The 23,922-nt window shown below is 33.7% G+C and carries 21 protein-coding genes; 15 read left to right on the forward strand and 6 right to left on the reverse strand.

Features of this window, described 5'->3' with window-relative positions:
- Positions 1-70: 70 nt before the first annotated feature.
- Positions 71-1,513, forward strand: coding sequence for a sucrose-specific PTS transporter subunit IIBC (locus tag ACP3TL_RS00295; protein ID WP_069832943.1), 1,443 nt, complete (start codon positions 71-73; stop codon positions 1,511-1,513).
- A 110-nt stretch (positions 1,514-1,623) separates the two neighbouring features.
- On the opposite strand, the gene ACP3TL_RS00300 is transcribed toward ACP3TL_RS00295, so the two are convergent.
- From ACP3TL_RS00300 to ACP3TL_RS00310, 3 genes are all read right to left on the reverse strand, one after another.
- Positions 1,624-2,765 (reverse strand): IS3 family transposase gene (locus ACP3TL_RS00300; protein WP_141714439.1). Its coding sequence is split into 2 segments (ribosomal slippage): positions 1,624-2,495 and positions 2,495-2,765, totalling 1,143 coding nucleotides; the frame shifts between segments, so codons are not numbered across the junction.
- Positions 2,766-2,900: 135 nt separating this feature from the next.
- Positions 2,901-3,839 (reverse strand): magnesium transporter CorA family protein, encoded by a 939-nt coding sequence (locus tag ACP3TL_RS00305; protein WP_285326418.1) that lies wholly within the window; start codon positions 3,837-3,839, stop codon positions 2,901-2,903.
- Positions 3,840-3,905: 66 nt separating this feature from the next.
- Entirely contained in the window at positions 3,906-4,526 is a 621-nt protein-coding gene (locus ACP3TL_RS00310; protein ID WP_069832946.1) for a TetR/AcrR family transcriptional regulator, read from the reverse strand.
- Positions 4,527-4,681: 155 nt separating this feature from the next.
- On the opposite strand from ACP3TL_RS00310, the gene ACP3TL_RS00315 reads away from it, so the two are divergent.
- The 5 genes from ACP3TL_RS00315 (at position 4,682) to ACP3TL_RS00335 (ending at position 12,169) form a co-directional block, all read left to right on the forward strand.
- Positions 4,682-5,971, forward strand: a complete 1,290-nt coding sequence (locus ACP3TL_RS00315; RefSeq protein ID WP_069832947.1) for an ABC transporter permease — start codon at positions 4,682-4,684, stop codon at positions 5,969-5,971.
- A 387-nt stretch (positions 5,972-6,358) separates the two neighbouring features.
- Complete coding sequence (locus tag ACP3TL_RS00320) at positions 6,359-8,023, forward strand: Na/Pi cotransporter family protein (protein WP_277575628.1); 1,665 nt, start codon at positions 6,359-6,361, stop codon at positions 8,021-8,023.
- A gap of 238 nt (positions 8,024-8,261) precedes the next feature.
- Entirely contained in the window at positions 8,262-9,278 is a 1,017-nt protein-coding gene (locus ACP3TL_RS00325) for an LLM class flavin-dependent oxidoreductase (protein ID WP_069817536.1), read from the forward strand.
- Complete coding sequence (locus ACP3TL_RS00330; RefSeq protein ID WP_069832949.1) at positions 9,275-10,603, forward strand: LLM class flavin-dependent oxidoreductase; 1,329 nt, start codon at positions 9,275-9,277, stop codon at positions 10,601-10,603. The genes ACP3TL_RS00325 and ACP3TL_RS00330 overlap by 4 nt, the downstream gene beginning before the upstream one ends.
- Before the next feature lie 81 nt (positions 10,604-10,684).
- The gene (locus ACP3TL_RS00335; RefSeq protein WP_069832950.1) at positions 10,685-12,169 is read left to right on the forward strand and encodes a Na+/H+ antiporter NhaC family protein; all 1,485 of its coding nucleotides are present in this window, start codon (positions 10,685-10,687) and stop codon (positions 12,167-12,169) included.
- Between the two features lie 92 nt (positions 12,170-12,261).
- Here ACP3TL_RS00335 and ACP3TL_RS00340 read toward each other — a convergent pair whose 3' ends face one another.
- Entirely contained in the window at positions 12,262-13,029 is a 768-nt protein-coding gene (locus tag ACP3TL_RS00340) for a DeoR/GlpR family DNA-binding transcription regulator (protein WP_069817541.1), read from the reverse strand.
- Positions 13,030-13,203: 174 nt separating this feature from the next.
- Between ACP3TL_RS00340 and ACP3TL_RS00345 the strand changes: the two genes are divergently transcribed.
- The 9 genes from ACP3TL_RS00345 (at position 13,204) to ACP3TL_RS00385 (ending at position 20,902) form a co-directional block, all read left to right on the forward strand.
- Positions 13,204-14,286, forward strand: a complete 1,083-nt coding sequence (locus ACP3TL_RS00345; RefSeq protein ID WP_069832951.1) for an MDR/zinc-dependent alcohol dehydrogenase-like family protein — start codon at positions 13,204-13,206, stop codon at positions 14,284-14,286.
- Positions 14,287-14,332: 46 nt separating this feature from the next.
- On the forward strand, positions 14,333-15,331 hold the full coding sequence (locus ACP3TL_RS00350) for a dihydroxyacetone kinase subunit DhaK (RefSeq protein ID WP_069817543.1): 999 nt from the start codon (positions 14,333-14,335) through the stop codon (positions 15,329-15,331).
- Between the two features lie 12 nt (positions 15,332-15,343).
- On the forward strand, positions 15,344-15,976 hold the full coding sequence (dhaL, locus tag ACP3TL_RS00355; RefSeq protein ID WP_069832952.1) for a dihydroxyacetone kinase subunit DhaL: 633 nt from the start codon (positions 15,344-15,346) through the stop codon (positions 15,974-15,976).
- A 33-nt stretch (positions 15,977-16,009) separates the two neighbouring features.
- The gene (gene rpiB, locus ACP3TL_RS00360; RefSeq protein ID WP_069817545.1) at positions 16,010-16,456 is read left to right on the forward strand and encodes a ribose 5-phosphate isomerase B; all 447 of its coding nucleotides are present in this window, start codon (positions 16,010-16,012) and stop codon (positions 16,454-16,456) included.
- 308 nt (positions 16,457-16,764) lie between these two features.
- Complete coding sequence (locus ACP3TL_RS00365) at positions 16,765-18,015, forward strand: copper resistance CopC/CopD family protein (RefSeq protein ID WP_081325322.1); 1,251 nt, start codon at positions 16,765-16,767, stop codon at positions 18,013-18,015.
- Positions 18,016-18,030: 15 nt separating this feature from the next.
- The gene (locus ACP3TL_RS00370) at positions 18,031-18,609 is read left to right on the forward strand and encodes a YcnI family copper-binding membrane protein (protein WP_069817546.1); all 579 of its coding nucleotides are present in this window, start codon (positions 18,031-18,033) and stop codon (positions 18,607-18,609) included.
- Between the two features lie 145 nt (positions 18,610-18,754).
- Positions 18,755-19,174: a DUF2871 domain-containing protein gene (locus ACP3TL_RS00375; protein WP_065338641.1), complete on the forward strand. Its 420-nt coding sequence runs from the start codon at positions 18,755-18,757 to the stop codon at positions 19,172-19,174.
- A gap of 224 nt (positions 19,175-19,398) precedes the next feature.
- Positions 19,399-20,430, forward strand: coding sequence for an NAD(P)/FAD-dependent oxidoreductase (locus ACP3TL_RS00380; RefSeq protein WP_069817549.1), 1,032 nt, complete (start codon positions 19,399-19,401; stop codon positions 20,428-20,430).
- A 70-nt stretch (positions 20,431-20,500) separates the two neighbouring features.
- Entirely contained in the window at positions 20,501-20,902 is a 402-nt protein-coding gene (locus tag ACP3TL_RS00385; RefSeq protein WP_069832953.1) for a GNAT family N-acetyltransferase, read from the forward strand.
- A gap of 290 nt (positions 20,903-21,192) precedes the next feature.
- Here the strand turns inward: ACP3TL_RS00385 and glcP are convergent, their stop codons facing one another.
- Both glcP and ACP3TL_RS00395 read right to left on the reverse strand, forming a co-directional pair.
- A complete protein-coding gene (gene glcP, locus ACP3TL_RS00390; RefSeq protein WP_069817552.1) occupies positions 21,193-22,551 on the reverse strand; it encodes a glucose transporter GlcP in 1,359 nt (452 codons plus the stop codon).
- Positions 22,552-22,765: 214 nt separating this feature from the next.
- The gene (locus ACP3TL_RS00395) at positions 22,766-23,755 is read right to left on the reverse strand and encodes an acrylyl-CoA reductase family protein (protein ID WP_069817554.1); all 990 of its coding nucleotides are present in this window, start codon (positions 23,753-23,755) and stop codon (positions 22,766-22,768) included.
- Positions 23,756-23,922: the final 167 nt, after the last annotated feature.

Here is a 23,922-nt window from a genome sequence, read left to right on the forward strand (position 1 = left end):
CATTGGAACCGGTTACAATAAAAATATTCATATTTATGGAACCGGTTCTATTTAAATGGGAGGTATAGAGATGAACTATAAAAAATCTGCTGCAGAAATACTACAAGCAATCGGTGGAGAAGAAAATATAGATGCGATGGCACATTGTGCTACACGATTACGTCTTGTTCTTAAGGAGGAAAGCTTAGTAGATGAAAAAGAATTATCCGAAATGGATGTTGTGAAGGGAACATTTTCTACCGGGGGCCAATATCAAATTATTATAGGTTCGGGTACTGTGAATAAGGTGTTTGCAGAGTTAGAAAGCATAACAGGTAAAGAAGCTGCTACGACATCAGAAGTAAAAGCAGAAGGTAATAAAAACATGAATCCATTCCAGAGGTTTGTGAAAATGTTATCTGATATATTTGTGCCAATTATTCCTGCAATCGTAGCAGGTGGTTTATTAATGGGGATTAATAATATTCTAACAGCACCAGGTATTTTCTATGATAAACAGTCGTTAATAGAAGTACATAATCAATTCAAAGGTCTGGCAGAAATGATTAACATTTTTGCGAATGCGCCGTTTACGCTACTGCCAATTTTAATTGGATTTAGCGCTGCTAAACGCTTTGGAGGAAACGCCTTTCTTGGTGCAGCCTTAGGGATGATTCTTGTACATCCAGAGTTAATGAGTGCCTATGATTATCCCAAAGCTTTAGAAGAGGGGAAAGAAATACCTTCTTGGAATGTACTTGGTTTAGAAATAAATCAGGTAGGTTATCAAGGGCAAGTATTACCAATGTTAGTAGCTGCTTACATTTTAGCTAATTTAGAAAAAGGTTTACGTAAAGTAGTACCAGCTGTATTAGATAATTTATTAACACCGTTACTTTCAATTTTAGTAACTGCATTTTTAACATTTTTATTTGTTGGACCCATTACACGCACATTAGGTTATTGGTTGTCTGATGGACTAACATGGTTATATGAATTTGGTGGCGCAATTGGAGGACTTATTTTTGGATTGTTATATGCGCCAATTGTAATTACAGGTATGCATCACAGTTTTATTGCAATTGAAACACAACTCATTGCAGATAGTGCTTCCACAGGTGGTTCATTTATTTTCCCAATAGCAACGATGTCCAACATAGCTCAAGGTGCAGCAGCTTTAGCCGCGTTCTTTATTATAAAAGAGAACAAGAAATTAAAAGGTGTAGCATCTGCTGCGGGCATCTCAGCACTTTTAGGTATTACGGAACCTGCAATGTTTGGGGTGAATCTAAAATTAAGGTATCCATTCATTGGAGCGATTGTAGGTTCAGGTATTGGTTCAGCTTACATCTCATTCTTTAAAGTTAAAGCAATTGCTTTAGGTACTGCAGGACTTCCAGGTTTTATATCTATTAGCGGCCAGAATAACGGTTGGTTACATTATGGTATCGCCATGCTCATTACCTTTATCGTAGCCTTTGCGGTTACATATGGTCTATCTTTTAGAAAAAACTATAAAAATGAAGTAGGATAATTATATAAATTCTAGTGAGATTTAGACTTTTGCTATAACGCATAAAAATAAACCCAACGTTAATTAGGCACTGAACCCTTAAAATGGGAACTTAATAAAAACACTATTTTCTAGGATGCTAATTTCCTGAACTCTATAGGAGATAAGTAGCCTAGTTTTTGTTGAATTCTAACTTTATTATAGTTTTCAATGTAATTTTCGACAATATCTATTACAATGTTATTAGAGCTCTTGAGCTCTTTGTTTAAGTAGAATGTTTCACACTTTAGCGAGGAATGGAAACATTCAATTGGGGCATTATCAGCTGGCGTTCCCTTACGGGACATGCTTCTGGTAATGCTTTTTTCTTCGCATAATTTATAATATTCATACGATGTGTAAACACTTCCTTGATCGCTATGAAGTATACAACTATCTGGAATTTCTAATTGGTTCAAAGTCTCGTTTACTAAATTTTGATTCTGATGATTATCTATAGTATAAGCAACTATTTCCCCGTTATAGACATCCATAATTGACGATAGATACAACATTGTATTACCGAAAGGTAAATAAGTAATATCTGTTACAAGTACTTCTAATGGACGATTTGCATTAAAATTCCTCTGTAACAAATTGCCTGTTTTATAAAATGGATTACCTGGTTTTTTAGATTTTTTAGGTTTAACCCTACAATTCAATTCGTTTTCTTGCATAAGCCTTTGCACTTTCTTGTGATTAATTTTTTCCTTACTAAATTTATTTAATTCAGCAGTCACTTTCCTATAACCATAGGTATATTTGTGCTTATGACAAATCGATTTAATTGCTTCTAATTCCGAATTTGTTTCATGTTTTTTACATTTCCAGCGATAATAGGTAGATTTGGGTATGTTAAATACCTCTAATATCATTTTAACTGTATATTTTGATTCTAATGCTTCAACCACTTGTATTATTATTTTGGGCGACATTCCCTTTCCAATTCCTTGTACTTTTTTAAAATTTCTAATTCTGCGTTTTTTCTTTTATTTTCTATTTTTAATTGTTCAATTTCTGAAAGTTCTTCTAATCCCTTTCCGTAGGAATATTGTTTTCCAACTTGTTGATGAAATCTATAATGTTCACCATTTTGGTACCATTTCCACCAAGTTTTCACTTGTGATCTATTTCTAATATTTAATGTATTCATAATTTCTTTTGCACTATATCCCTCAATTTTCATTTCAATAGCTTTATTTTTGGTTTCTAGTGAATAAGTAACTCTTTTCATAGAAAAACACCTCCGTATAAATTCATTTTAGTATGAATTCAACGAAAGTGTTTTTATTTTATTCCCACAATTTGGGGTCAGTTCAATTACAATGTGGGTTTATTTTTATGTTAAATATCAATTTTTAGGATGCCTTCAAAGCTTTTGTTTACGCCACAAAAATGCGCTGACAATCGTCACGATGACTAATGAAATGGCAATGACAATCAGCCATGATACATAGCTGTGATCATCTATAGGTAAGGGTACATTCATACCAAAAAAACTAAAGACCAATGTAGGCAAGGTTAAGAAAACAGTAAACAACGTTAATGTCTTCATCGTATTGTTCATTTCATTAGAAAGCAACGAAGCGTAAGAAGTTGTAATACTCTCTAAAATGTCCGTATATAATTTTGTGGTTTCTAAGGCTTGGTTATTCTCGATAACCAAGTCTTCCAACAAATCTTCATCTTCATTAAAACGCTTAATCGCAGGTAGTCGGAATAATTTTTTGATAATAGCTTCATTGCCTTTAAGTGCAGCAAGAAAATATACTAAACTTTTCTCGACTTCCATTAAATTATAAAGTTGTTTATTCGTGACATTATTTTTTAAATCACGTTCGATGCGTAATCTTGTTTTATTGAGTAATCTAAGATTTCTATTATAGTGGTTGGAAATTGTCAGTAATATATTAAGCGCAAAGCGACTATGAAAATGTAGATTAATATTTTGGCGATTAAACTCTTCAAGAAACTCATTTTCAGTATTACATACGGTTATTATTTTTTTGTTACCAATGATGATACCTAAAGGAATAGTAATAAATGAAAGTACTTTTAAGTTTGTATCATTAACAACTGGGATATCGAGAATGATTAGTGAATAACGTGTCTCTTCATCATACTCTACACGAGCGCTTTCTTCTGTATCTAATGGGTCCCGAACAAAGTCGTCTGGAATACCGTATAAATTTATTAAAGATTCAATTTCTTCCCAATTTGGATCAACTACATTTATCCAAGAAGCGGATTGATCTAATGGAGATTCAACAATCTCATGTGTTTGTGTGTGTTTATATGCAGTAATCATAATACAAATAGTTCCTTTCTCTAAAATTCTTTTTAATACTAGCGAAGAAATACAAAGATGACAAGTTTAATTTGTAAAATCAGTAGGTTGGTGCTCATTTGCCATAAGACGCAAAGGACCATTAAAGATAATCTTAAACAAATAATCAACTACCGTCTCTGGATCCATTCTATCTTCATCTTGTACCCAATGCTTAATAAATGAAATCATGGCCCCTGCAGTATAACTATGAAAATAGTCTAAAGGAATATCTGCAATTGTATTGTTATTTGAAACATTTTTTTTCATATTATTCAGCATGATATCGGAAATTTTATTTTCAATTTGACTTTTACGTTCCAAGCTAAAAATAACTTTGTAGAAATCTATATGATCATATAAATAAGTCACTACTTTTTTTAAAATGTCTTCTGTAAAATGCTTAGCAAAGGCCTCTAAATCATCATTCTGCATAATGACTTTGTCGAAATCAACCGCAGACGATAAAGCTAAGGTATATTCATCTTCCATATCAGAAAGTAAAATGTATTTATCTTCATAGTGTAAATAAAAAGTACCACGGTTCACATCGGCTAATTGTGTAATATTTTGTATCGTAATTTTTTCTAAATCTTTTTCTTCAAGCAATTGTATAAAAGCATTTTTAATTGCTGTTTTCGTTTTACGGACACGTCGATCTTCTGGCATAGTCGTCACCTCATTAGAGTTAATTAACAATATATATCTATATGTTGATAAACAAACAATATGATTGTTATTGCATATTGAATATTCGATTAACCTCATTATAATAAACAAAGTAATCAATAATCAACACGATGTTTAATAAGGAGGTAAATAATATGAATATATTTAAAAGCAAATTACTTTGGGTTGCACCAATAGCGATATTAATTATACTTGCTATTTTTTCAATTGGATTTTATCCTGCATATAATCCCCAACCGAAAGAGATGCCGATTGCAATCGTGAATCACGATGAAGGGACATCTATTCAAAATAAAGATATAAACATAGGTAAAAATTTAGAAGATAAATTAAAGAATAGTGACTCAAATGAAATAAAATGGGTCAATGTAGATAGTGAAAAGGAAGCACGCAAAGGATTAGATGAACAAAAATATTTTGGTGCTGCAATTTTCGAAAAAGACTTTTCAAAAAATGCGATGAGTAAAACTCAAAAGGTAGTAATGGATAGTAAGAAACAAGAAATGGAAGATAAAGTGAAATCAGGTGAAATGCCTGCTGCTCAAGCTTCACAAATGCAACAAAAAATGAGTGAATCGAGTAGTAGTCAAGGTATAACAGTTAAGCAAGCTGAATTTAAAACACTTACGAACAGTGGGGCAAATATGCAAGCTTCACAAATGTCAACCAATGTACTCACAGGCATAGGAGATAATCTGAATAAGCAAATTTCTGAGCAGGCGCTAGATACATTAGATAAACAAAATGTGAAAGTGAATGCGAGCGACATCAAAGATATTACAACGCCAGTGAATGTAGTAGATAAAAAAGTGAATGAAGTGAAGGACCACCAAGCTAGCGGTAACGCGCCATTCTTAATGTTTATGCCAGTCTGGATAAGTTCAATTGTAGTTTCAATATTGCTATTCTTTGCATTTAGAACCAGTAATATTGTTAAAATTTCGCAACGTATCATTGCTTCATTAGGTCAAATGATTCTAAGTGTGATCACAGCATTTATTGGTGGATTTGGGTATGTTTATTTCATGTCAGGCGTGTTAGGTTTTGACTTCTCTGATATAAATAAAATAGCAATTTATATATCTATTTCCATTCTAGGATTTATAGGATTAATCTTGGGTGTAATGACGTGGCTAGGTATGAAAGCAATACCTATTTTCTTTATTGCAATGTTCTTTAGCATGCAACTCGTAACCTCGCCAAAACAAATGTTACCTAAATTCTATCAAGACTATATAGTGAATTGGAATCCATTTACGCACTATGCTGAATATTTACGAGAATTACTCTATATGCATCAGTCATTAGAAATGAATTCAACAATGTGGATGTTTGTAGGATTTATCATTTTCGGTATCATTTCATCGCTCTTAGCAGCAATTATTAGAAAGCATAGTGGAAAACGTTCAGAATTACCATCTTAAACAAAGTAATTAACTGTATATTACAACCAATTAGAGAAAAAATTAGGATGAAAATTAAGCTCAAATAAAAAAAGTCTCCCCAAAATTTGGGGAGTTTTTTTAATACTTACAACTCAATAAAAACATAAAAAAGAGAATTAATAAATTTGAATATATTTATATGATTAAATTCATTAAAAAGACATAATTATTTTACACGCAAAATCAATAAAATAACTAGGGAAATATTGATAACAAAGCGTTTGAGAAGGGGTCTGATATGTCGTTGAAATATGATTGCAAAAACATTTAGAAATATCTCTATAATTTTAATAAGAAATTAACACTAAATTTACAAATATGCGTTATAATTCACATAGTTTACAAATAATTTAAAGAGGTGTGACAATGGATTCATCTGTTATGGAGACAATTTTCACTTTTATCGGTGGATTAGGTATATTTTTATACGGTATTAAACAAATGGGTGATGGCTTACAAGCATCAGCTGGGGACCGTCTGAGAAGTATATTAAATAAATTTACGAGCAACCCGCTTATGGGCGTACTTGCAGGTATGATAGTTACGATTTTGATCCAAAGTAGTTCAGGTACAACGGTAATTACGATTGGACTTGTAAGTGCTGGATTTATGACAATGCGTCAAGCCATTGGTGTTGTAATGGGAGCGAATATAGGTACCACGGTTACAGCATTTATTATAGGTATTGATCTCGGTGCATATTCGTTACCAATATTAGCTATTGGTGCATTTTTAATATTCTTTGTTCAAAAACGTAAAGTTAAAAATATTGGTATGATTTTATTTGGTTTTGGTTCGTTATTCTACGGTTTAGAATTAATGAGCAGCGCCGTAAAACCACTTGCTAATTTAGATGGTTTCCATCAATTCATGCTAGACATGTCAACGAACCCAATTTTCGGAGTTGCAGCAGGTACGATTATAACAGTTGTCGTTCAAAGCTCAAGTGCCACAATTGGTATACTACAAGGTTTCTTTGCGAACGATTTAGTTAGTCTAAATGGTGCGTTACCTATATTATTAGGTGACAACATTGGTACGACAATCACGGCAATACTCGCAAGTTTAGCCGGCTCACTTGCAGCAAAACGTGTAGCAGCAGTACATGTTATATTTAATGTAATAGGTGCGGCAATATTCTTAGCGATTTTACCGATATATCAATGGGTTATCGAATGGATGCAAGGTTTAATGAACTTAAATCCAGAAATGACGATCGCATTTGCACACGGTACGTTTAATATTACGAATACGTTAATTCAACTACCATTCATATTTGTCCTAGCTTGGATCGTAACAAAACTTATTCCTGGTGAAGATATAACAGAAAAATATAAACCTAGACATCTAGATAAAAATTTAATTAATAGAGCTCCAAGTATCGCTTTACAAGAAGCACAAGATGAAATCCAAAACATTGGACGTATGACATACTCATTATTAGAGAATGTTAGTGAATACAATGAAAAAAATGAGAAAAAAGTACTTCAAAAACATGCCGCTGTTCAAAACATGCATGACAATGTAAAAGAATATTTAACGAAAATATCTGAGAAGAAAATATCCAAAAAAGATGCAGAAAGAATGTCTGTGTTATTTGATGTAAATCGTACGATGTTAAAAGTAGCAGGATTATCTGAAGCATATATATTAGATTTGAAACAGTTGCATAACGAACCAGTACAAATCTCTGATAAAGCTGCACAAAGCATTGATAAACTTTATTCACACGTGAATATGTCATTCGATAAATCAGTTGAAATGTTTAGCGTATATGACAAAGTTAAAAAAGATGAAATTGTTAATTTAAGTAACGATTCATATACACTTGAACATGATTTAAGAAAAAAACATATTAAGCGTTTAAGTTCAGGTGAATGTTCGCCAGAAGGTGGCCTGTTATATCTAGATATGATTGCTATACTAGAACGTATTGGCTATCATTCGAGAAATGTATCAGAAGCAATGATTGATATTGACGAACTTTCAAGTGAAGAAGAAACAGAACATACTGTAGGTTGGACTTACTAAAATTTAATTAAATATAAAGTTAAAAGCTGAGAAATTTTGTTGTAAAACAGACTTTCTCAGCTTTTTTACTGTTGAAAAATAACTGATATTGCTATAGCTGACACATTAAAACACATGTATCAAACTATTTTATTTTTAATTCTTAGTAAAGAGATAGGGATACTTGACAAAAAGTCATGGAAGGCATAATATTACATATAATAAAATTTTCAGAAAACTGATATGGGGGGGACAGCGTGTGACAGCCATTAGCATTCTTGATCAAAGTCCGATAGATAAAAATGAAACAGTAAACGACGGTATAGCTCGTACCGTTGAATTGGCACAACTAGCAGATAAATTAAATTATACAAGGTACTTTGTTGCTGAACATCACAATATAGAAGAAGTAGCTGGTACGAGTCCGGAGATACTTGTAACACATATATTGAATCACACAAAAAATATACGTGTAGGTTCTGGTGGCGTAATGTTGCAACATTATAGTCCATTCAAAGTTATAGAACAATTTCATTTCATTAGTCATTTAGCACCTGGAAGAGTCGATTTAGGTATAGGTAAAGCACCTGGAGGCTTTCCTTTAGCGACACAAGCGTTGCAAACAGAATTCAAGTCACCACAAACAAGCTTCAATGATAAATTTCATTTATTAAATCAATTTAATAATGGCAGTTTTTCTGAAGACGAAGATTATCGACAATTACAAACAACGATTCGCAATAATGAAATACCTACACCACAAATTTATCTACTAGGTGGTAGTGAACGTTCTGCGCAATTTGCTGCTACAGAAAAAGTAGGGTTTATATATGCATTTTTCATAAATTCAAATATTGAAACATTACAACAAGCCCTTAAAGATTATAAGCAACAATTTCCTGAAGGCAGAGTCATTGTAGGGGTAGCTGCCGTTGTATCAGAGAATAAAGAAGAACAGGCATTAGTTAAAGAAGGTAGTACAAATTACGCTTTACATTTCGATGACGGTAGAAAAATCACTGTCAATACAAAGGAACAAGTAGAAACATTTAAAAAACAAAGTGACGAAGACTTTGAAGTTGAAGAAAAACAAATAGATGTTTTTAATGGTTCCGCAGATGAAATTAAGCAACAGCTCAATCAATTAAATCGTGACGGCAATATAGATGAATTTATGCTACATATGCCAGTTCAAAATCATAAATTAAGAATTAAAACAGTAGAACAACTAGCTATAACGAATAACAAAGAAAAGCAGAAAGAAGGGGTATTATGAGTCAAAATAAAATCGATTTTGGGATCATGTTAAACGGTCCTGGTGGTCATATGCATGCTTGGAAATCTAAAGACGTACCGAGTGATGCAAGTACAAATTTTGAGTTCCAACTTGATGTCGCTAAAAAAGCTGAACAAGCAGGATTCAGTTTTGTATTTGTAGCAGATGGATTATTTATTCATGAGAAATCTATTCCACACTTTTTAGATAGACATGAGCCGTTAACATTTTTAGCTGCGCTTGCGCCGGTAACTCAACGTATTGGTTTAGTTGGTACCATTTCAACGTCATATAGTGAACCCTTCACTGTTGCTCGACAACTCGCAACAATCGATAAAATTAGTCATGGGCGTGCAGGTTGGAACATAGTAACTTCGCCGCTTGCTGGTAGTGCGGATAATTATAGTAAAGGAGACCATCCTGAACATGATGTCAGATATGATATTGCTGAGGAACATCTTCAAGTCGTTCAAGGATTATGGGATTCTTACGAAGATGATGCCTTTACATTTGATGTTGAGACTGGTGCATATTTAGATAAGGAAAAAATGCACACGTTAGATTATAAGGGACAATATTTTCAAGTTAAGGGTCCATTAAATGCCAGTCGTTCAGAGCAAGGTCAACCTGTCATATTTCAAGCAGGTGCATCTCCTAAAGGACAAGCATATGCAGCTCAATATGCTGATGCAGTATTTACTTTAGGTGAATCACTGGATATTGCTAAAAGTAATTACGACAGTATTAAATCACAAGCCAAAACGTTTGGGCGTGATCCACAAAATATTAAAGTATATCCTATATTATCCCCAGTTATTGGTAAGTCGAGCGATGAGGTAGAAGCACGCTTTGATGAAATAAAATCATTGGCGACAATTGACGAAGCTTTAGATTACTTAGGCAGATATTATGATCATCATGATTTCAGTCAATATGATCTCGATGCACCGTTTCCAGATTTAGGTGAAGTGGGGCAAAATAGCTTCCGTGCAACTGCAGATTCTATCGCGGCACGTGCAAAACAAAATAATTTAACATTGAGAGATGTTGCTTTAGAAGAAACAGCTCGTCGCTCTCCTTTCACTGGAACTTATGAAGAAGTAGCAAACTTACTCATTGAATGGTTTGAACATGGCGCAGCAGATGGATTTATCTTCGGACCTCATATTAACGGACCTGTATATGATGAATTTTTAAATAATGTATTACCTATTTTAGAAGAACAAGGTTATTACGATAAAGCATATCAAGGAGATACATTACGTGATCACATTGGTATTCCTTTTAAAGAAAATAGATATAGTAAGTCAGAAGTAACACATTAATACTCAGTAAACAATAAAGTGGATAGACGCATCTGGTTTTATAACGTTGTGTCTGTTTTTTAAATATAAGGAGAGAAGTTCATGTCAGAATCAAGTACAACATCATATGAACATGTAAATCATAGTAACGTCAACAACACCCCAGAGCAAACTGAAACAAAAGTGAAAAGAAAATTCCAATTACCTCATGTGCTATTAATGATGCTTATTATGATGATGTTTGCTTGTTTATTGACGTATGTCATTCCTGCTGGGCAATTTGATACGAGTAAAGATGGATCAATGATACAGGGGACTTATCATGCGATTTCACAAAGTCCAGTGAATCCATTTTATGCTATTACACTCATACTTAATGGGGGAATACAATCGGCCCAAACGATTACACTATTATTATTTATAGGTGGCGCAATGGGCGGTATATTACAATTAGACTCTGTGACAAAATTAACAAATTATATGATTTTTCGTTTCGAACATGCAGGTGCATTACCATTAATTGTCGGGTTGTTTTCCCTGATGGCGTTTATCGGTTTCTTCGTTGGTGGAGATCAAATGATCGTGTTCGTAACGCTTGGTGTCATACTCGTAAACCGTTTGAAATTAGACCCTATTATGGCACTAGCGATTACATTTTTACCTTTGTATATGGCTTTTTCAATTTCTCCCTCAGGTATGGCTAAAATTGGCCAAATTGTTTATCCTGAAGTAGCGCTATATTCTGGTTATGGTGGAAGAGCTATCATGTATGCAGTGTTTTTAATTATCACTCTATTATATGTAATTTGGTACGCAAGAAGAGTCATTAAAGATCCCAATAAGAGTATGATGCCGACACAAACGTGGCTGTTTAATCATAAAGAAAAAAGTAATGATGATATGGCAATTGAAGATAGACAAGTAAATTGGAGAGATATCATCGTAGCTGCATTAGTCATTGTGACGCCGATTATATTAGCATTAGGTAATGGTATGCTAAACTGGACAGAAAAATACGGCAATGGTGTTTTTATTACTGTTTTTGGCATTAGTTTTGTTTTAGCCTATTTAATAAAACAAAAAGGGACAACTGCAATGGTTGATGGATTTTTGGAAGGTGCTAAACCGATGTTGGTCGTAGCATTTGCGATTATCATGGCAAATACAATTAGTGTAATTTTAGAAAAAGGGAAGATATTAAGTACAATTGTAAACAGTCTTACTACACAACTTGATGGTTCATCATCTGGCATGGTAGCTGTTATCGTCTTTATTGTCGCAGGTGTATTTAATTTCCTAGTACCGTCTGGTTCAGGATTAATGAGTGTGATGATTCCTATTTTACAACCTGTAACTAATGCATTAGGCGTTAATGATCAAATGTTATTAACCTCTTTATCGTTTGGTGGAGGGTTAGGTAACTTAATTACACCAACTTTAGGTGCAACAATAGGCGCTATCGCGATTGCCAAAGCAAACTTTGGTTCTTGGTTTAAATTTATGATACCACTGTTTCTGATTTGGATTGTCGTCGGCTCAGTTATACTTTACATCTTTACTGCTGTAGGTTGGAGCGGCGGTGTTTAAAAACAACAAAAATATAAGGAACAATGATGTACTGTAATATTTTAGAAGTTATATTTAACTTTTAAAATAACAGTTTTCATCATTGTTCCTTTTTATTTATTTGCAATTGTAAGCGTGAAAGGGACGTCATGTGTCCATTTTTGAGTTGGTGGTTCATCCGTTATAACTTCGGTGATATCACTGATTTTGGCAAAGGAAAGTGTAGAAGAAATATCGAATTTACTTTTATCAATAAGTGCAATTACATTTTCACTTTCTCGTACCATTTGTTTTTTTAATTGAACTTCAGGTAGTGAGAAGTCTGTTAATCCATTATCAAGTGTAAAGCCATTTGCGGATAAAAAGAAATAATCAATATGATACATTTCTAATATTTGTGAATCTATATTACCAGTAATAGCATTTGAGTCCTGTGAAACAAATCCTCCAACTACTAGAACAGTTAAATGGGGATTCTCTTTTAAAAGTACCGCATTTTCTAAACCATTTGTAATAATTGTAAGTTCCATCGTAGTTTCTGCTAATAATTTTGCTAATTCATATGTTGTAGAGCTTGCATCAATCATAATGCATTGTTGGGGTTCAATCTTTTTTAATGCATATTTACTAATTTTATACTTTTCACTATGTTTTTGTGTCAGACGATAAGAAAAGTTTAATTTAGAAGTCATATTTTCAGTTACTTTTGCACCACCGTGTGTTCGAGTGACTTTGTTTTCACTTTCTAAACGTCTAAGATCACTCCTAACGGTTGCTTCTGTCACACTTAAATAATCTGAAAGCTGTTTAACAGTCGCACGTTTGTGTGATTTTATATAAGTATATATATGCTCTCTTCGTTCATCCGCGTACATTTTCATATGAATCATATCCTCCTTCGTATCATAAACTATTTTAACATAAATCGTACACAAGAAAATAAAAACAAGTCGAAATGAAAATAAACGAAAAAATATTTGAAAGAAACGAAAATATATATTAGAATTGTAGTTGTAAATGAAAACGCTTTCTAAAAAGTGGAGGAGCTGTTAATAATGACAAAGAAAAATTATCCGGAAAAAATGAATGCTGTTGTAGCTTATGCACCTGGAGAATATAAATATGAAACTGTAGATACGCCAACAATTGATAATCCTAAAGAGATTGTCGTTAAAGTAGAAGCTTGTGGAATTTGCGCAGGTGATATTAAAGCGTATGATGGGGCACCTAGTTTTTGGGGTGATGAAACACAGCCATCATATATCAAAGCACCTATGATACCCGGACATGAATTTATTGCACGAATTGTTGAAAAAGGGAATGAAGTCACAGATTTTGAAATTGGTGATCGTGTCATTTCTGAACAAATTGTACCTTGTTGGGATTGCAGATTTTGTAACCATGGACAGTATTGGATGTGTGAAAAACATGATCTATATGGCTTCCAAAACAACGTAAACGGTGGTATGGCAGAATATATGAAATTCACGAAAGAAGCAATTAATTATAAAGTGCCGGAAGGTATGCCAATTGAAAAAGCGATTTTAATAGAACCTTATGCATGTAGTTTACACGCTGTACAACGTGCAAATGTTAAACTCGGTGATTTTGTTGTGTTATCTGGTGCAGGAACTTTAGGTTTAGGTATGGTGGGTGCTGCTAAAAAATCAGGCGCTGAAACGTTAGTAGTGCTAGATATGAAAGATGACCGTTTAGAATTAGCGAAAAAATTCGGTGCTGATATTGTTATGAATCCATCTAAGGTAGATGTCGTCAAAGAAATTAAAGCGTTGACTGAAGGGTATGGTTGTGATACTTACATCGAAGCAACCGGTCATCCTAAATCAGTAGAGCAAGGTTTGAGTGCAATTAGAAAATTAGGCCGTTTTGTAGAATTTTCGGTATTTGCAGATCCCGTTACAGTGGATTGGAGTATTATATCAGACCGTAAAGAATTAGATCTAATGGGTAGCCATTTAGGGCCTTATTGTTACCCACTTGTTATCGATGGTATAGCAAAAGGAGATTTCCCAACAGATGGGGTTGTGACGCATCAATTAGCACTTAAAGATTTTGAGGAAGGTTTTGAACTAATGAAAAAAGGTGATCAATCATTAAAAATCGTTCTGGTACCTTAAACAGCTAAGTACAAATACAGAGCATCGTAAAAAGGAGAGAATTGAAATGAAAAAAATGATTAATAACCCCGATAATGTCATTGAAGAGTTAATGACAGGTTATGTGATTGCCTACCCTGACTATATTAGACGTTCAAAACTTCATCAAAGGGCGTTAATTGGAAAGAAACGTGATACGAATCGAAAAGTAAGTGTATTAATAGGTGGTGGTTCAGGACACGAACCAGCGTTTCTGGGTTATGTCGGTCAAGGTATGGCAGATGGTGTTGCTGTAGGTAATATATTTGCTTCTCCATCTCCTATTCCAATACAAGCTGTAACTAAAGAAATAAGTGAAGGCCACGGTGTGCTATATATTTATGGTAATTACGCGGGCGATTTGATGAACTTTGAAATGGCTAGTGAAATGACTGAAATTGAAGATGACATCAAAACCGCAGTGGTCATAGGTAATGATGATGTCGCCTCTTCAAAAGATATTGATGATCGTAGAGGGATAGCTGGAGAGTTGCTAGTGTATAAGGCGGCAGGCGCAGCAGCTGATTTTGGTTATGACTTAGAAGAGGTAAGACGTATTGCCCAATTAGCTAATGATCATACACGTTCAATGGGTATTGGTTTAAGTCCATGCTATTTACCTCAAACTGGAAAACCAAGTTTTGATTTAGAAGAAAATGAGATGGAAATTGGCTTAGGACATCATGGTGAACCTGGTATTGAAAAAACAACAATTCGCACAGCAAAAGAAACAGTCCATGTGATGATGCAAAATATTTTAAAAGAAGGATTATATAACGCTGACGATGAAGTGGTTGTATTGGTTAATGGCTTAGGTGCAACCTCTCAAATGGAACTGTACATCATAAATAAAGAAGTAGATGAAATTTTAAAAGAACAAAACATTAAAACATATAAATCTTATATAGGTAATTTTATAACTTCAATGGAAATGGGCGGCTTTTCGGTGACTTTAATGAAATTAGATGACACTTTGAAATCTTGTATGGATCATCCTGTAGATTGCCCAAACTTTAAAGAAGTGTAGGAGGAAGTAGTTATGGCGTTGACGAGTCAATCATTTAAAGCATATATCTTAGCGTTAACAACCTTATTTGAAGAACAACAAGATGTACTTTGTGAATTGGATAGGAAAATCGGTGACGGTGACCATGGTGTAACGATGAATATTGGTTATCAAGCCGTACAAAAAACGATAAATAATGAATTACAAACACAAGACGATATCGCAAAGATTAGTGTTGCAGTGGGGAAAAGTTTTTTAGATGCAGTCGGTTCTTCAGTTGGTCCACTCTATGCTTCTGGTTATCTTAAAGCGGCCGTTGCAATAAAAAATAAAACTGAACTAGATGATGAAGCATTATATCAATTTTGGATTGCTTTTAGTAAAGGTATTAAAGATAGAGGTAAAGCTGAAATTGGAGATAAGACAATGATAGATACGCTTGAACCATTCTATAAATCTTTAGAAAGCGCACTAGGTGAGGGTGAACCGTTTGGGCCTGCTTTTAATAAAGCACTGGTTAAAGCGAAGTCAGGAATGGAGAGCACGAAAGAGATTATTTCGAATAAAGGCCGTTCTAAAAGACTCGGTTATCGTGCCCAAGGACATGTTGACCCAGGTGCGACATCTTCTTATCTCATGTTAGAAACTTTTAAATCATTTATTTAATTACTGTAGCTAAATCTATAAGGAGGAATTAGAATGAAAATAGCAATTGGTGCAGACCATAATGGTTATGAATTAAAAGAAGCGGTTAAAGCTCATGTTGAACAATTAGGACATGAGGTAGAAGATTTTGGTTGTCATCAATGTGCAGAAACTGACTATCCAGATGTAGCTGCCGAAGTAGGTAAAAGCATCCAACAAGGACAAAATGAAAGAGGTATCTTAATTTGTGGTACAGGTATTGGCGTAGCAATCACTGCTAATAAACTCAAAGGCATTCGTGCAGCACTTGCACATGATTATTACTCTGCAGAACGTGCACAATTAAGTAATAACGCACAAATTTTGACAATGGGTGCTCAAATTGTTGGTATAGAAGTCGCTAAAAAGAACGTTGAAGCTTATCTCAACGTAGCTTGGGAAGGCGGTTCACAGCGTAAAGTGGATAAAATAGACCAAGTTGAGCATAATGAAAACAACTAAAAGATAATTTGAAATCAATTCATATATTAAAAACGCTCATTCCTAATCACAACAATTTGGAATGAGCGTTTTATTGTTTAGAGAGCGCATAAGTGATATTTATTTTTGAAAAGTAAAACATCATATTTTTAAAAGATAGCATTGTATAAATGAATAATGTGTAATAAATTGATTGCAAGTATATAACATAAATTAAAATAATTATTGTAAATGATATGTCTGAAAAATGACAATTAATAATTAATATTGTGAATATACTTTGAATTTAATATGATGAGAGGTACAAGACATAATTAGGGGGATTTGTTGTGCAACTGTCTATAAGATTTCCTAAAGCGACGATGTCTATATTTTTCATCACTATAATCATAGTGTTTATGGCATTAACGCAACAAGTGTCAGCACATGCCACACTTGAAAAAGCAACGCCAAACGCAAACAGCGTTGTAGATGAACAACCAGGAGAAATTGAGCTACAATTTAATGAACCAGTACACGCACAATATTCGAGTGTGCAAATTTTTGATGATACTGGAAGTGAAATTGCTGAAGTGAAACCAAGTACAACGGGTTCTTCGCAGACATTATCATTTCCTGTGGATGAGTTAGAAAAAGGAACGCATAATATAAAATGGCAAACAATGTCAGCAGACGGTCACGAGATAAGCGATACGTTTGAATTTTCAATTGGAAAAGAAACTGCTAATGGAATTGACACAACACCGCCATTTTATGAAAAAGCAGATTTTTGGTTTGGCGTATTACGCTTTATAACTGAAGGGCTTATTATTACATTATCTGGCCTATTTCTAGTAAATCAATTGGCAAGTAGGAAGGGATTATTAACATTTAAGTCAGATCGATATTTTAAACCCATTGTATGGATGCTTATGATGCTTTCAGTAATGACTGCTTTAGTTTATATGATGACACTTTCTTCAGATGTTGTATCTGATGTATTATCATTGCAAACAGCAGCACTCACACAAGTGCCATTTGTCTTATCGATGGTGGCCATCATAGTATTGTTAGGGTTATTTACATTGAAACACATGGCACAGAGTTGGTATGTATTCATCACAATAATAATGCTAATCACATTGAGTATGTCTGGACACGCATGGTCTCAAAGCGTGCCTATTTGGTCGATTTTAATTAGAACAGTACATATAGGCGGGATGTCACTTTGGTTAGGTGCATTGATTTATTTATTATTTGTCATACGTGCGAAATCAAATCAGAATAGCCAGGCTATCAGAGCATTTTTATTGAAATTAAATACAATTGCAGTAGCACTTATTATTATTTCGGGTGTATTGATGTCTATAGATCAAACAAATATATTAGCTATTTGGACTGATATACAAACATGGAGTGCATTGCTCATCGTTAAAGTGGTATTAACGCTCATCATGATGACGCTAGGTTTTTATCAAACGACACGTGCGTTAGGAAAACAACACCGTGCAAATAAAGTAACATTGTATATTGAATTAAGTATAGGACTCATATTGATATTAGTTGGTGTAATTATGAGTCAAATTAATATTCCAGGATAAAAGGAGATAAAAATAATGTTTAAACAAATTATGGCAGCAATAGTCGCATGTATCATTGCAGTGGGCTTTTCTAAAAGTGCAGATGCACATGTAACGTTAAATCCGGATACAAGTGAACCGGGCTCATATGAAAAGTATGATGTTAGAATTCCAGTAGAAAAAGATGCAAATACGACTAAAATTGAATTAAAAGTACCGGAAGAACTTACAGTAGTTGGTGTAGAGCCTAATGATCAATTTGATCATAAATTAACTAAAGATGATGAAGGTAATATTACAAAAATTACTTGGACGGCAACAGATAAAGGCATTGGTCCAAATGAATTCATCGATTTACCAATTCAAGTCGCTAACCCTGAAAAAGAAGGAGAATTCAAATGGGAGGCTTACCAAACCTACGATGATGGTGATACTGTTAAATGGACAGGCGATGAAGATTCAGAAAAACCTGCACCTATTACTAAAGTAGCTAAGGGCAACGAAGATACTGCTGGAAGTAGTCAATCTAGTAATGGTCCAATAGCACTATGGATTGTATCAATTGTTGCAATTATTTTATCGTTAATAGCAATTTTTAAAAAGACAGCTAAATAAAATAGTATGTAATTTTAATTAATAAAATAAATAAAAAGACAAGTCATCATAAAAATATGACTTGTCTTTTTAATGTGTAAGTTTGTTGAATTGTCACTGTAATTTTCAAAAAAATATCCTATAATAGCTATAAGGAGGAGTCTCGATGCGCAGAATTTTGTATGCTTTTTTAGTCTATACAATCTTAGGTTTACTAAGTGGTTTTTATTATCGTGAATTAACGTTAGCGTATGATTTTACTGGTGAAACACAACTTGTAGTTGTACACACACATACGTTGATATTAGGTATGTTTATGCATCTTATTTTATTACCTGTAACAAAAGTCTTTAATTTAAGTAGTTATTATCTATTTAATTGGTTCTACATTATATTTAACCTAGGTGTATTAACAACAATAGGAATGATGTTTACTAAAGGGACATATCAAGTCATAGGTAAAACAGTACCAGAATCATTTGCAGGATTTGCTGGTATCGGACATACAATTTTAACAGCAGGATTTATTTTATTATTCTTCTTGTTAAAAAGTGCAATTATTAAAGATCCTAAAGATGAAAAATAAAATTGAGGATGAGACATGTAATGATGTCTCATCCTTTTTTATTATCTTGATGAGCTGCTTCGTTAATAAGTTATGGGTTAAAAAAATGACCGTATAGTTATATTAATTTTAAGAACACAAAAAAATGTAAAATTGATTAAAAATAACAGCGTTTCCATTGATAACCGTTATCATTTCAAGCATAATAGAATCAACAGAAAAGATAGATTTTGGGAGGATTCATTATGGATGACGTTATAATTATTGGCGGTGGGCCAGCAGGATTGTACGCGAGTTTCTATGCGGGTTTACGAGGTATGAGTGTTAGAATTATTGATATACAAGATAAACTTGGTGGAAAAATGCATGTTTATCCTGAAAAAATTATATGGGACATTGGTGGTTTAGCACCTAAACCGTGTGCCGAAGTAATTAAAGATACGGTTGCACAAGGTTTACATTTTAATCCTGAAGTGAATTTGGAAGAACGTGTCATAGATATTAGAAAAATAGCAGAACAACATTTTGAAATTGAAACAGCTAAACATCATATTTATAATGCTAAATCTGTCATCATTGCAATTGGTGGTGGGATTATTAATCCTAAGCAATTAGATATCAAAGATGCAGAGCGCTATAAACTAACGAATTTGCACTATGTAGTCCAATCATTGAAAAAATTTAAAGATAAAAATGTATTGATTTCAGGTGCTGGAAATTCTGCGTTAGATTGGGCAAATGATTTAAGTGGTTATGCCAAAAGTGTCACGCTTATTTATCGTAAGGCAGATATTAGAGGCTATGAGGCAATGAAAGATGTGTTGGAAAAATTAGAAGTTGAAAAGTTATCTAATACACATATTCATCAACTTATTGGTGATTCTACGCAAACCAAAATTGAGCAAGTTATTTTAGAAAATACAGAAACAAAAGAACAAATTGTAAAAACATTTGATGAAGTAATTATAAGTCATGGCTTTGACCATGAAAGTACATTACTAGAAGAATCTTCAACTCAAGTTGATATGTTTAACGAATATAGTATTAAAGGTTTTGGCAATACATCTACAAGTATAGAAGGACTGTATGCATGTGGTGATATTATTTATCATGAAGCAAAAGCACATCTGATTGCTAGTGCATTTAGTGATGCTGCGAATGCCGCAAACTTAGCTAAATTATATGTCGAGCCTAAAGCCACGCCTGAGGGTTATGTATCTAGTCACAATGATGTGTTTAAAGAATCCAATAAAGTAGTTATGAAAAAATATCTATAAAATAAAAGTAAGCTAAAAGGCTATGTGATATGGTAAATGTTACATAGTCTTTTTTAGGAGTTGTTCGTAAATGATAGAAATAAAGCATGAAGCACCAGCAATTTCAGAGTATCGAAATTTACGTAAAATAGCAGGATTGAGTGAGAAATCACAAAAAGCAGCAGAGAAAGGTTTAGCTCATGCTTGTTTTGATGTAACCATTTATGATAATCAATTGCTTATTGGCATGGGGAGAGTGATTGGTGATGGTGGGACAGCGTTTCAAATTATTGATATAGCTGTTAATCCTAATTACCAAGGGCAAGGTTATGGCAAGTTGATTATGACAGATATTATGGCTTACATTTCTGCTGAAGCGGAACAAGGTACTTATGTCAGTTTAATTGCTGATTATCCAGCAGATCAATTATATGCACAATATGGTTTTATCATGACAGAACCGCATTCGGCAGGAATGTATAGGAAATATTAAAATATAACAAAACTGGCTTATCTAATAACATAAACAAATCAAACTTTGTACTGAACAACAAAAGTTGTACTGTGGTTTAGTATATAATTTCAAAGGTTTGTTTTAGATTGTCGACTATTTGTTGGTTGAACTTATATAGAAGAAAATGCACACAAAAATTTAATGAAGGAAAATACCTATAAAAACCAAATGTTTAATGTGCACAAAAAGAGAGGGTATGAAGTCATATGACTTCATACCCTCTTTGAGGTAAAACTGATGTGTTTCAGTGTACCTTTTATATAATGAGATTATTTTGTTTCATTAATATTTGCTTCGTCTGCATTTGTTCTAGAACGTAATTCGGCTTCGATTTCTTCTAAGCTACGTCCGCGCGTTTCTGGTAGGTATTTAATAACAAAGATTAAAGCTACAATACCAATAGCTGCAAAGATTAAGAATACTTGTTCTACTGGTAATACGTCAGTCAAGAGTGGGAAGAATTGTGCAACTAATAAACTACCAATTGACAATACTAATGCTGCCATACCCGTTGCTGCGCCACGTGCACGCATTGGGAATAATTCTGGTAACATAACCCATAGTACAGGACCCCAAGTGAAACCAAAGAATATAATGAAAAGAGTTAAACAAGCAACAATAATCCAAGCTGATGATTGAATTCCCATTGACCATATTAAAATAGCCATGATTAATAATGAAGCTACCATACCGATATTACCAATAATTAATAGGCGTTTACGGTCAATCTTATCAATAATATTAATAGCAACAATTGTAACTATCACGTTCACTGCGCCGATACCCACTGTACCTAAAATAGAAGTGGCATCTCCTAATCCAGCTTTACTGAAAATAGTAGGCGCATAATAAATGATTGCGTTAATCCCTATAATTTGTTGTAGCAAGGCAAACACACAACCAATTAATAGTGTAGGTCGTAACCAAGCTGATTTTAGAACGTTCCAAGTGCTGTCAGAAATCTTGTTGATTTCTTTCATATCAGCAATTTCTTTGTCTATTTCATTTTGTTTAAATGTTAATTTCATAACATCTCGAGCAGCTTTTTCGCTTCGATGTTCAAGTAACCATCTTGGACTTTCAGGCATAAATGCTACACCGATAAGTAAGATGAGAGAAGGTACAATTGCAAGACCTAACATCCATCTCCAACCTTCAATTGGTGTGAAAGCATAGTTGATTAAATATGCTGCTAAAATACCAATTGTAATCATTAATTGGTTTAATGAACTTAATGAACCACGTTGTTCTGTTGGTGCCATTTCAGATAAGTATACTGGAACGATTGCGGTAGAACCACCAACGGCTAACCCGATAACTAAACGACCGAGTACTAAGATTGGCATTGATGGAGCTAATGCTAGAATTAATGCCCCGACAATATAAATGATCGCTATGATAAACACAACGCGTCTACGTCCAAGTCTATCGGACATTGGGCCACTAGCTCCCGAACCAACAATTGCCCCAATAAGCATAGATGAAACAACTAAACCTTCTGTAAAACTATTTAAAGGAATATCCTCGTTTATAAATAATAAGGCACCAGATATGACTCCCGTGTCATAACCGTAGAGTAAACCACCTAAGGCACCAAGGAAAAAGATGAGTTTCTTATTTATTTTCATTCCCAAACCCTCCTGATTTAATTCGATAGGTATAAGTATACGCTTTCACATATTGGTTGTAAATATTAAAGTATAAGATTTTTATTAATTTATATGTATTTATATCAAACGGAATATTTTCTATGTACGAATATAAATTCATTTGTATTTAAAATGCAAAAAATCCTACTTCAAAATAAAAATTGAAGTAGGATAGCAAGAACTCACTATTTTACTAGGCTTCGAAATCGATAACGATACGGCCAGAATTATTGTGTTCAAGCACCTTTTTAATACTATCTTTTATATCGCTAAATTTGATTACTTGTTTAATTTCATGTAATTGATCTGGTTTTAAGTCTTTAGCTAATCGACGCCAAATATGTTTACGTTGTTTCATTTCAGTATAAACTGAATCAATGCCTATAATACTTGTACCTCTTAATATGAAAGGAAATACTGAACTGTCAAATGTATGACCACCAGTCATACCGATTACTGCGATACTTCCATTGTAATCTATTTGTTTGATAATCTGAGATAAACTTTCGCCACCTACAGGATCAATTGCTCCTTGCCAAGTACGTTTGCCAAGCAGTTTATTATCAGTTTCGTTAATACGAGGTATAACTTCTTTTGCACCGAGTGATTTAAGCTTTTCTTCAACACCTGATTTACCTGTGCTCGCTACAACATCAAAGCCAATAGAATCTAACATCATAACAGCTAGTGTTCCAACACCACCTGTAGCACCACGTACAAGTACGTCATCTTTTTCAACTGAAAGTCCGTTACGTTCTAATTTCTCTATTGCTAATCCTGCTGTATAACCAGCTGTTCCGTAGATCATAGCCTCTTCCAGTGTTAAATCTTTAGGTAATGGCACGATCCATTCTTCTTTGACACGAGCATATTCACTAAATCCACCAAAATGACTACTACCTAAATCGTAACCAGTTACGATTACTTCTTCGCCAGGATTGAATGCGTGCGTATCAGAATGTTCTATTACACCTGCTAAATCAATGCCTGGAACCATTGGATAAGCATTGACAACTTTTGAATTTTCAACTGTTGCTAATGCATCTTTATAATTGATACCTGAGTACTTAACCTTAATCAGCACTTCACCTGCTGGAAGGTCATCTATAGTTATATCTTTAAATTGATTTGTTACTTTGCCGTCCTGTTCATCGACTACAAAAGCTTTAAATGATTGAGTCATTGCCTTAGGGCACTCCCTTATGTATATATTTATGCACAATTAAAAAACTAGAATCAACTTTATCACGTAATTGCAAATTACACAATAAGCCTAGACACAAGGTTTTAGAAGTAAGCGTTTTAAAGTAAAAAACTTTTTTGATTATATGAAAGTAAAACGATGTTGTA

The sequence above is a fragment of the Staphylococcus caseorum genome, assembly GCF_049943195.1.
GTDB lineage: Bacteria > Bacillota > Bacilli > Staphylococcales > Staphylococcaceae > Staphylococcus > Staphylococcus equorum_A.

Coding starts and splice junctions, on each gene's coding strand:
- ACP3TL_RS00345 (WP_069832951.1), top strand. CDS start 13,204: ATGACAAAGAAAAATTATCCGGAAAAAATGAATGCTGTTGTAGCTTAT.
- dhaL (WP_069832952.1), top strand. CDS start 15,344: ATGGCGTTGACGAGTCAATCATTTAAAGCATATATCTTAGCGTTAACA.
- ACP3TL_RS00330 (WP_069832949.1), top strand. CDS start 9,275: ATGAGTCAAAATAAAATCGATTTTGGGATCATGTTAAACGGTCCTGGT.
- ACP3TL_RS00370 (WP_069817546.1), top strand. CDS start 18,031: ATGTTTAAACAAATTATGGCAGCAATAGTCGCATGTATCATTGCAGTG.
- ACP3TL_RS00305 (WP_285326418.1), bottom strand. CDS start 3,839: ATGATTACTGCATATAAACACACACAAACACATGAGATTGTTGAATCT.
- ACP3TL_RS00380 (WP_069817549.1), top strand. CDS start 19,399: ATGGATGACGTTATAATTATTGGCGGTGGGCCAGCAGGATTGTACGCG.
- ACP3TL_RS00340 (WP_069817541.1), bottom strand. CDS start 13,029: ATGAAAATGTACGCGGATGAACGAAGAGAGCATATATATACTTATATA.
- ACP3TL_RS00385 (WP_069832953.1), top strand. CDS start 20,501: ATGATAGAAATAAAGCATGAAGCACCAGCAATTTCAGAGTATCGAAAT.
- ACP3TL_RS00295 (WP_069832943.1), top strand. CDS start 71: ATGAACTATAAAAAATCTGCTGCAGAAATACTACAAGCAATCGGTGGA.
- ACP3TL_RS00375 (WP_065338641.1), top strand. CDS start 18,755: ATGCGCAGAATTTTGTATGCTTTTTTAGTCTATACAATCTTAGGTTTA.
- ACP3TL_RS00350 (WP_069817543.1), top strand. CDS start 14,333: ATGAAAAAAATGATTAATAACCCCGATAATGTCATTGAAGAGTTAATG.
- rpiB (WP_069817545.1), top strand. CDS start 16,010: ATGAAAATAGCAATTGGTGCAGACCATAATGGTTATGAATTAAAAGAA.
- ACP3TL_RS00395 (WP_069817554.1), bottom strand. CDS start 23,755: ATGACTCAATCATTTAAAGCTTTTGTAGTCGATGAACAGGACGGCAAA.
- ACP3TL_RS00310 (WP_069832946.1), bottom strand. CDS start 4,526: ATGCCAGAAGATCGACGTGTCCGTAAAACGAAAACAGCAATTAAAAAT.
- ACP3TL_RS00335 (WP_069832950.1), top strand. CDS start 10,685: ATGTCAGAATCAAGTACAACATCATATGAACATGTAAATCATAGTAAC.
- ACP3TL_RS00315 (WP_069832947.1), top strand. CDS start 4,682: ATGAATATATTTAAAAGCAAATTACTTTGGGTTGCACCAATAGCGATA.
- glcP (WP_069817552.1), bottom strand. CDS start 22,551: ATGAAAATAAATAAGAAACTCATCTTTTTCCTTGGTGCCTTAGGTGGT.
- ACP3TL_RS00320 (WP_277575628.1), top strand. CDS start 6,359: ATGGATTCATCTGTTATGGAGACAATTTTCACTTTTATCGGTGGATTA.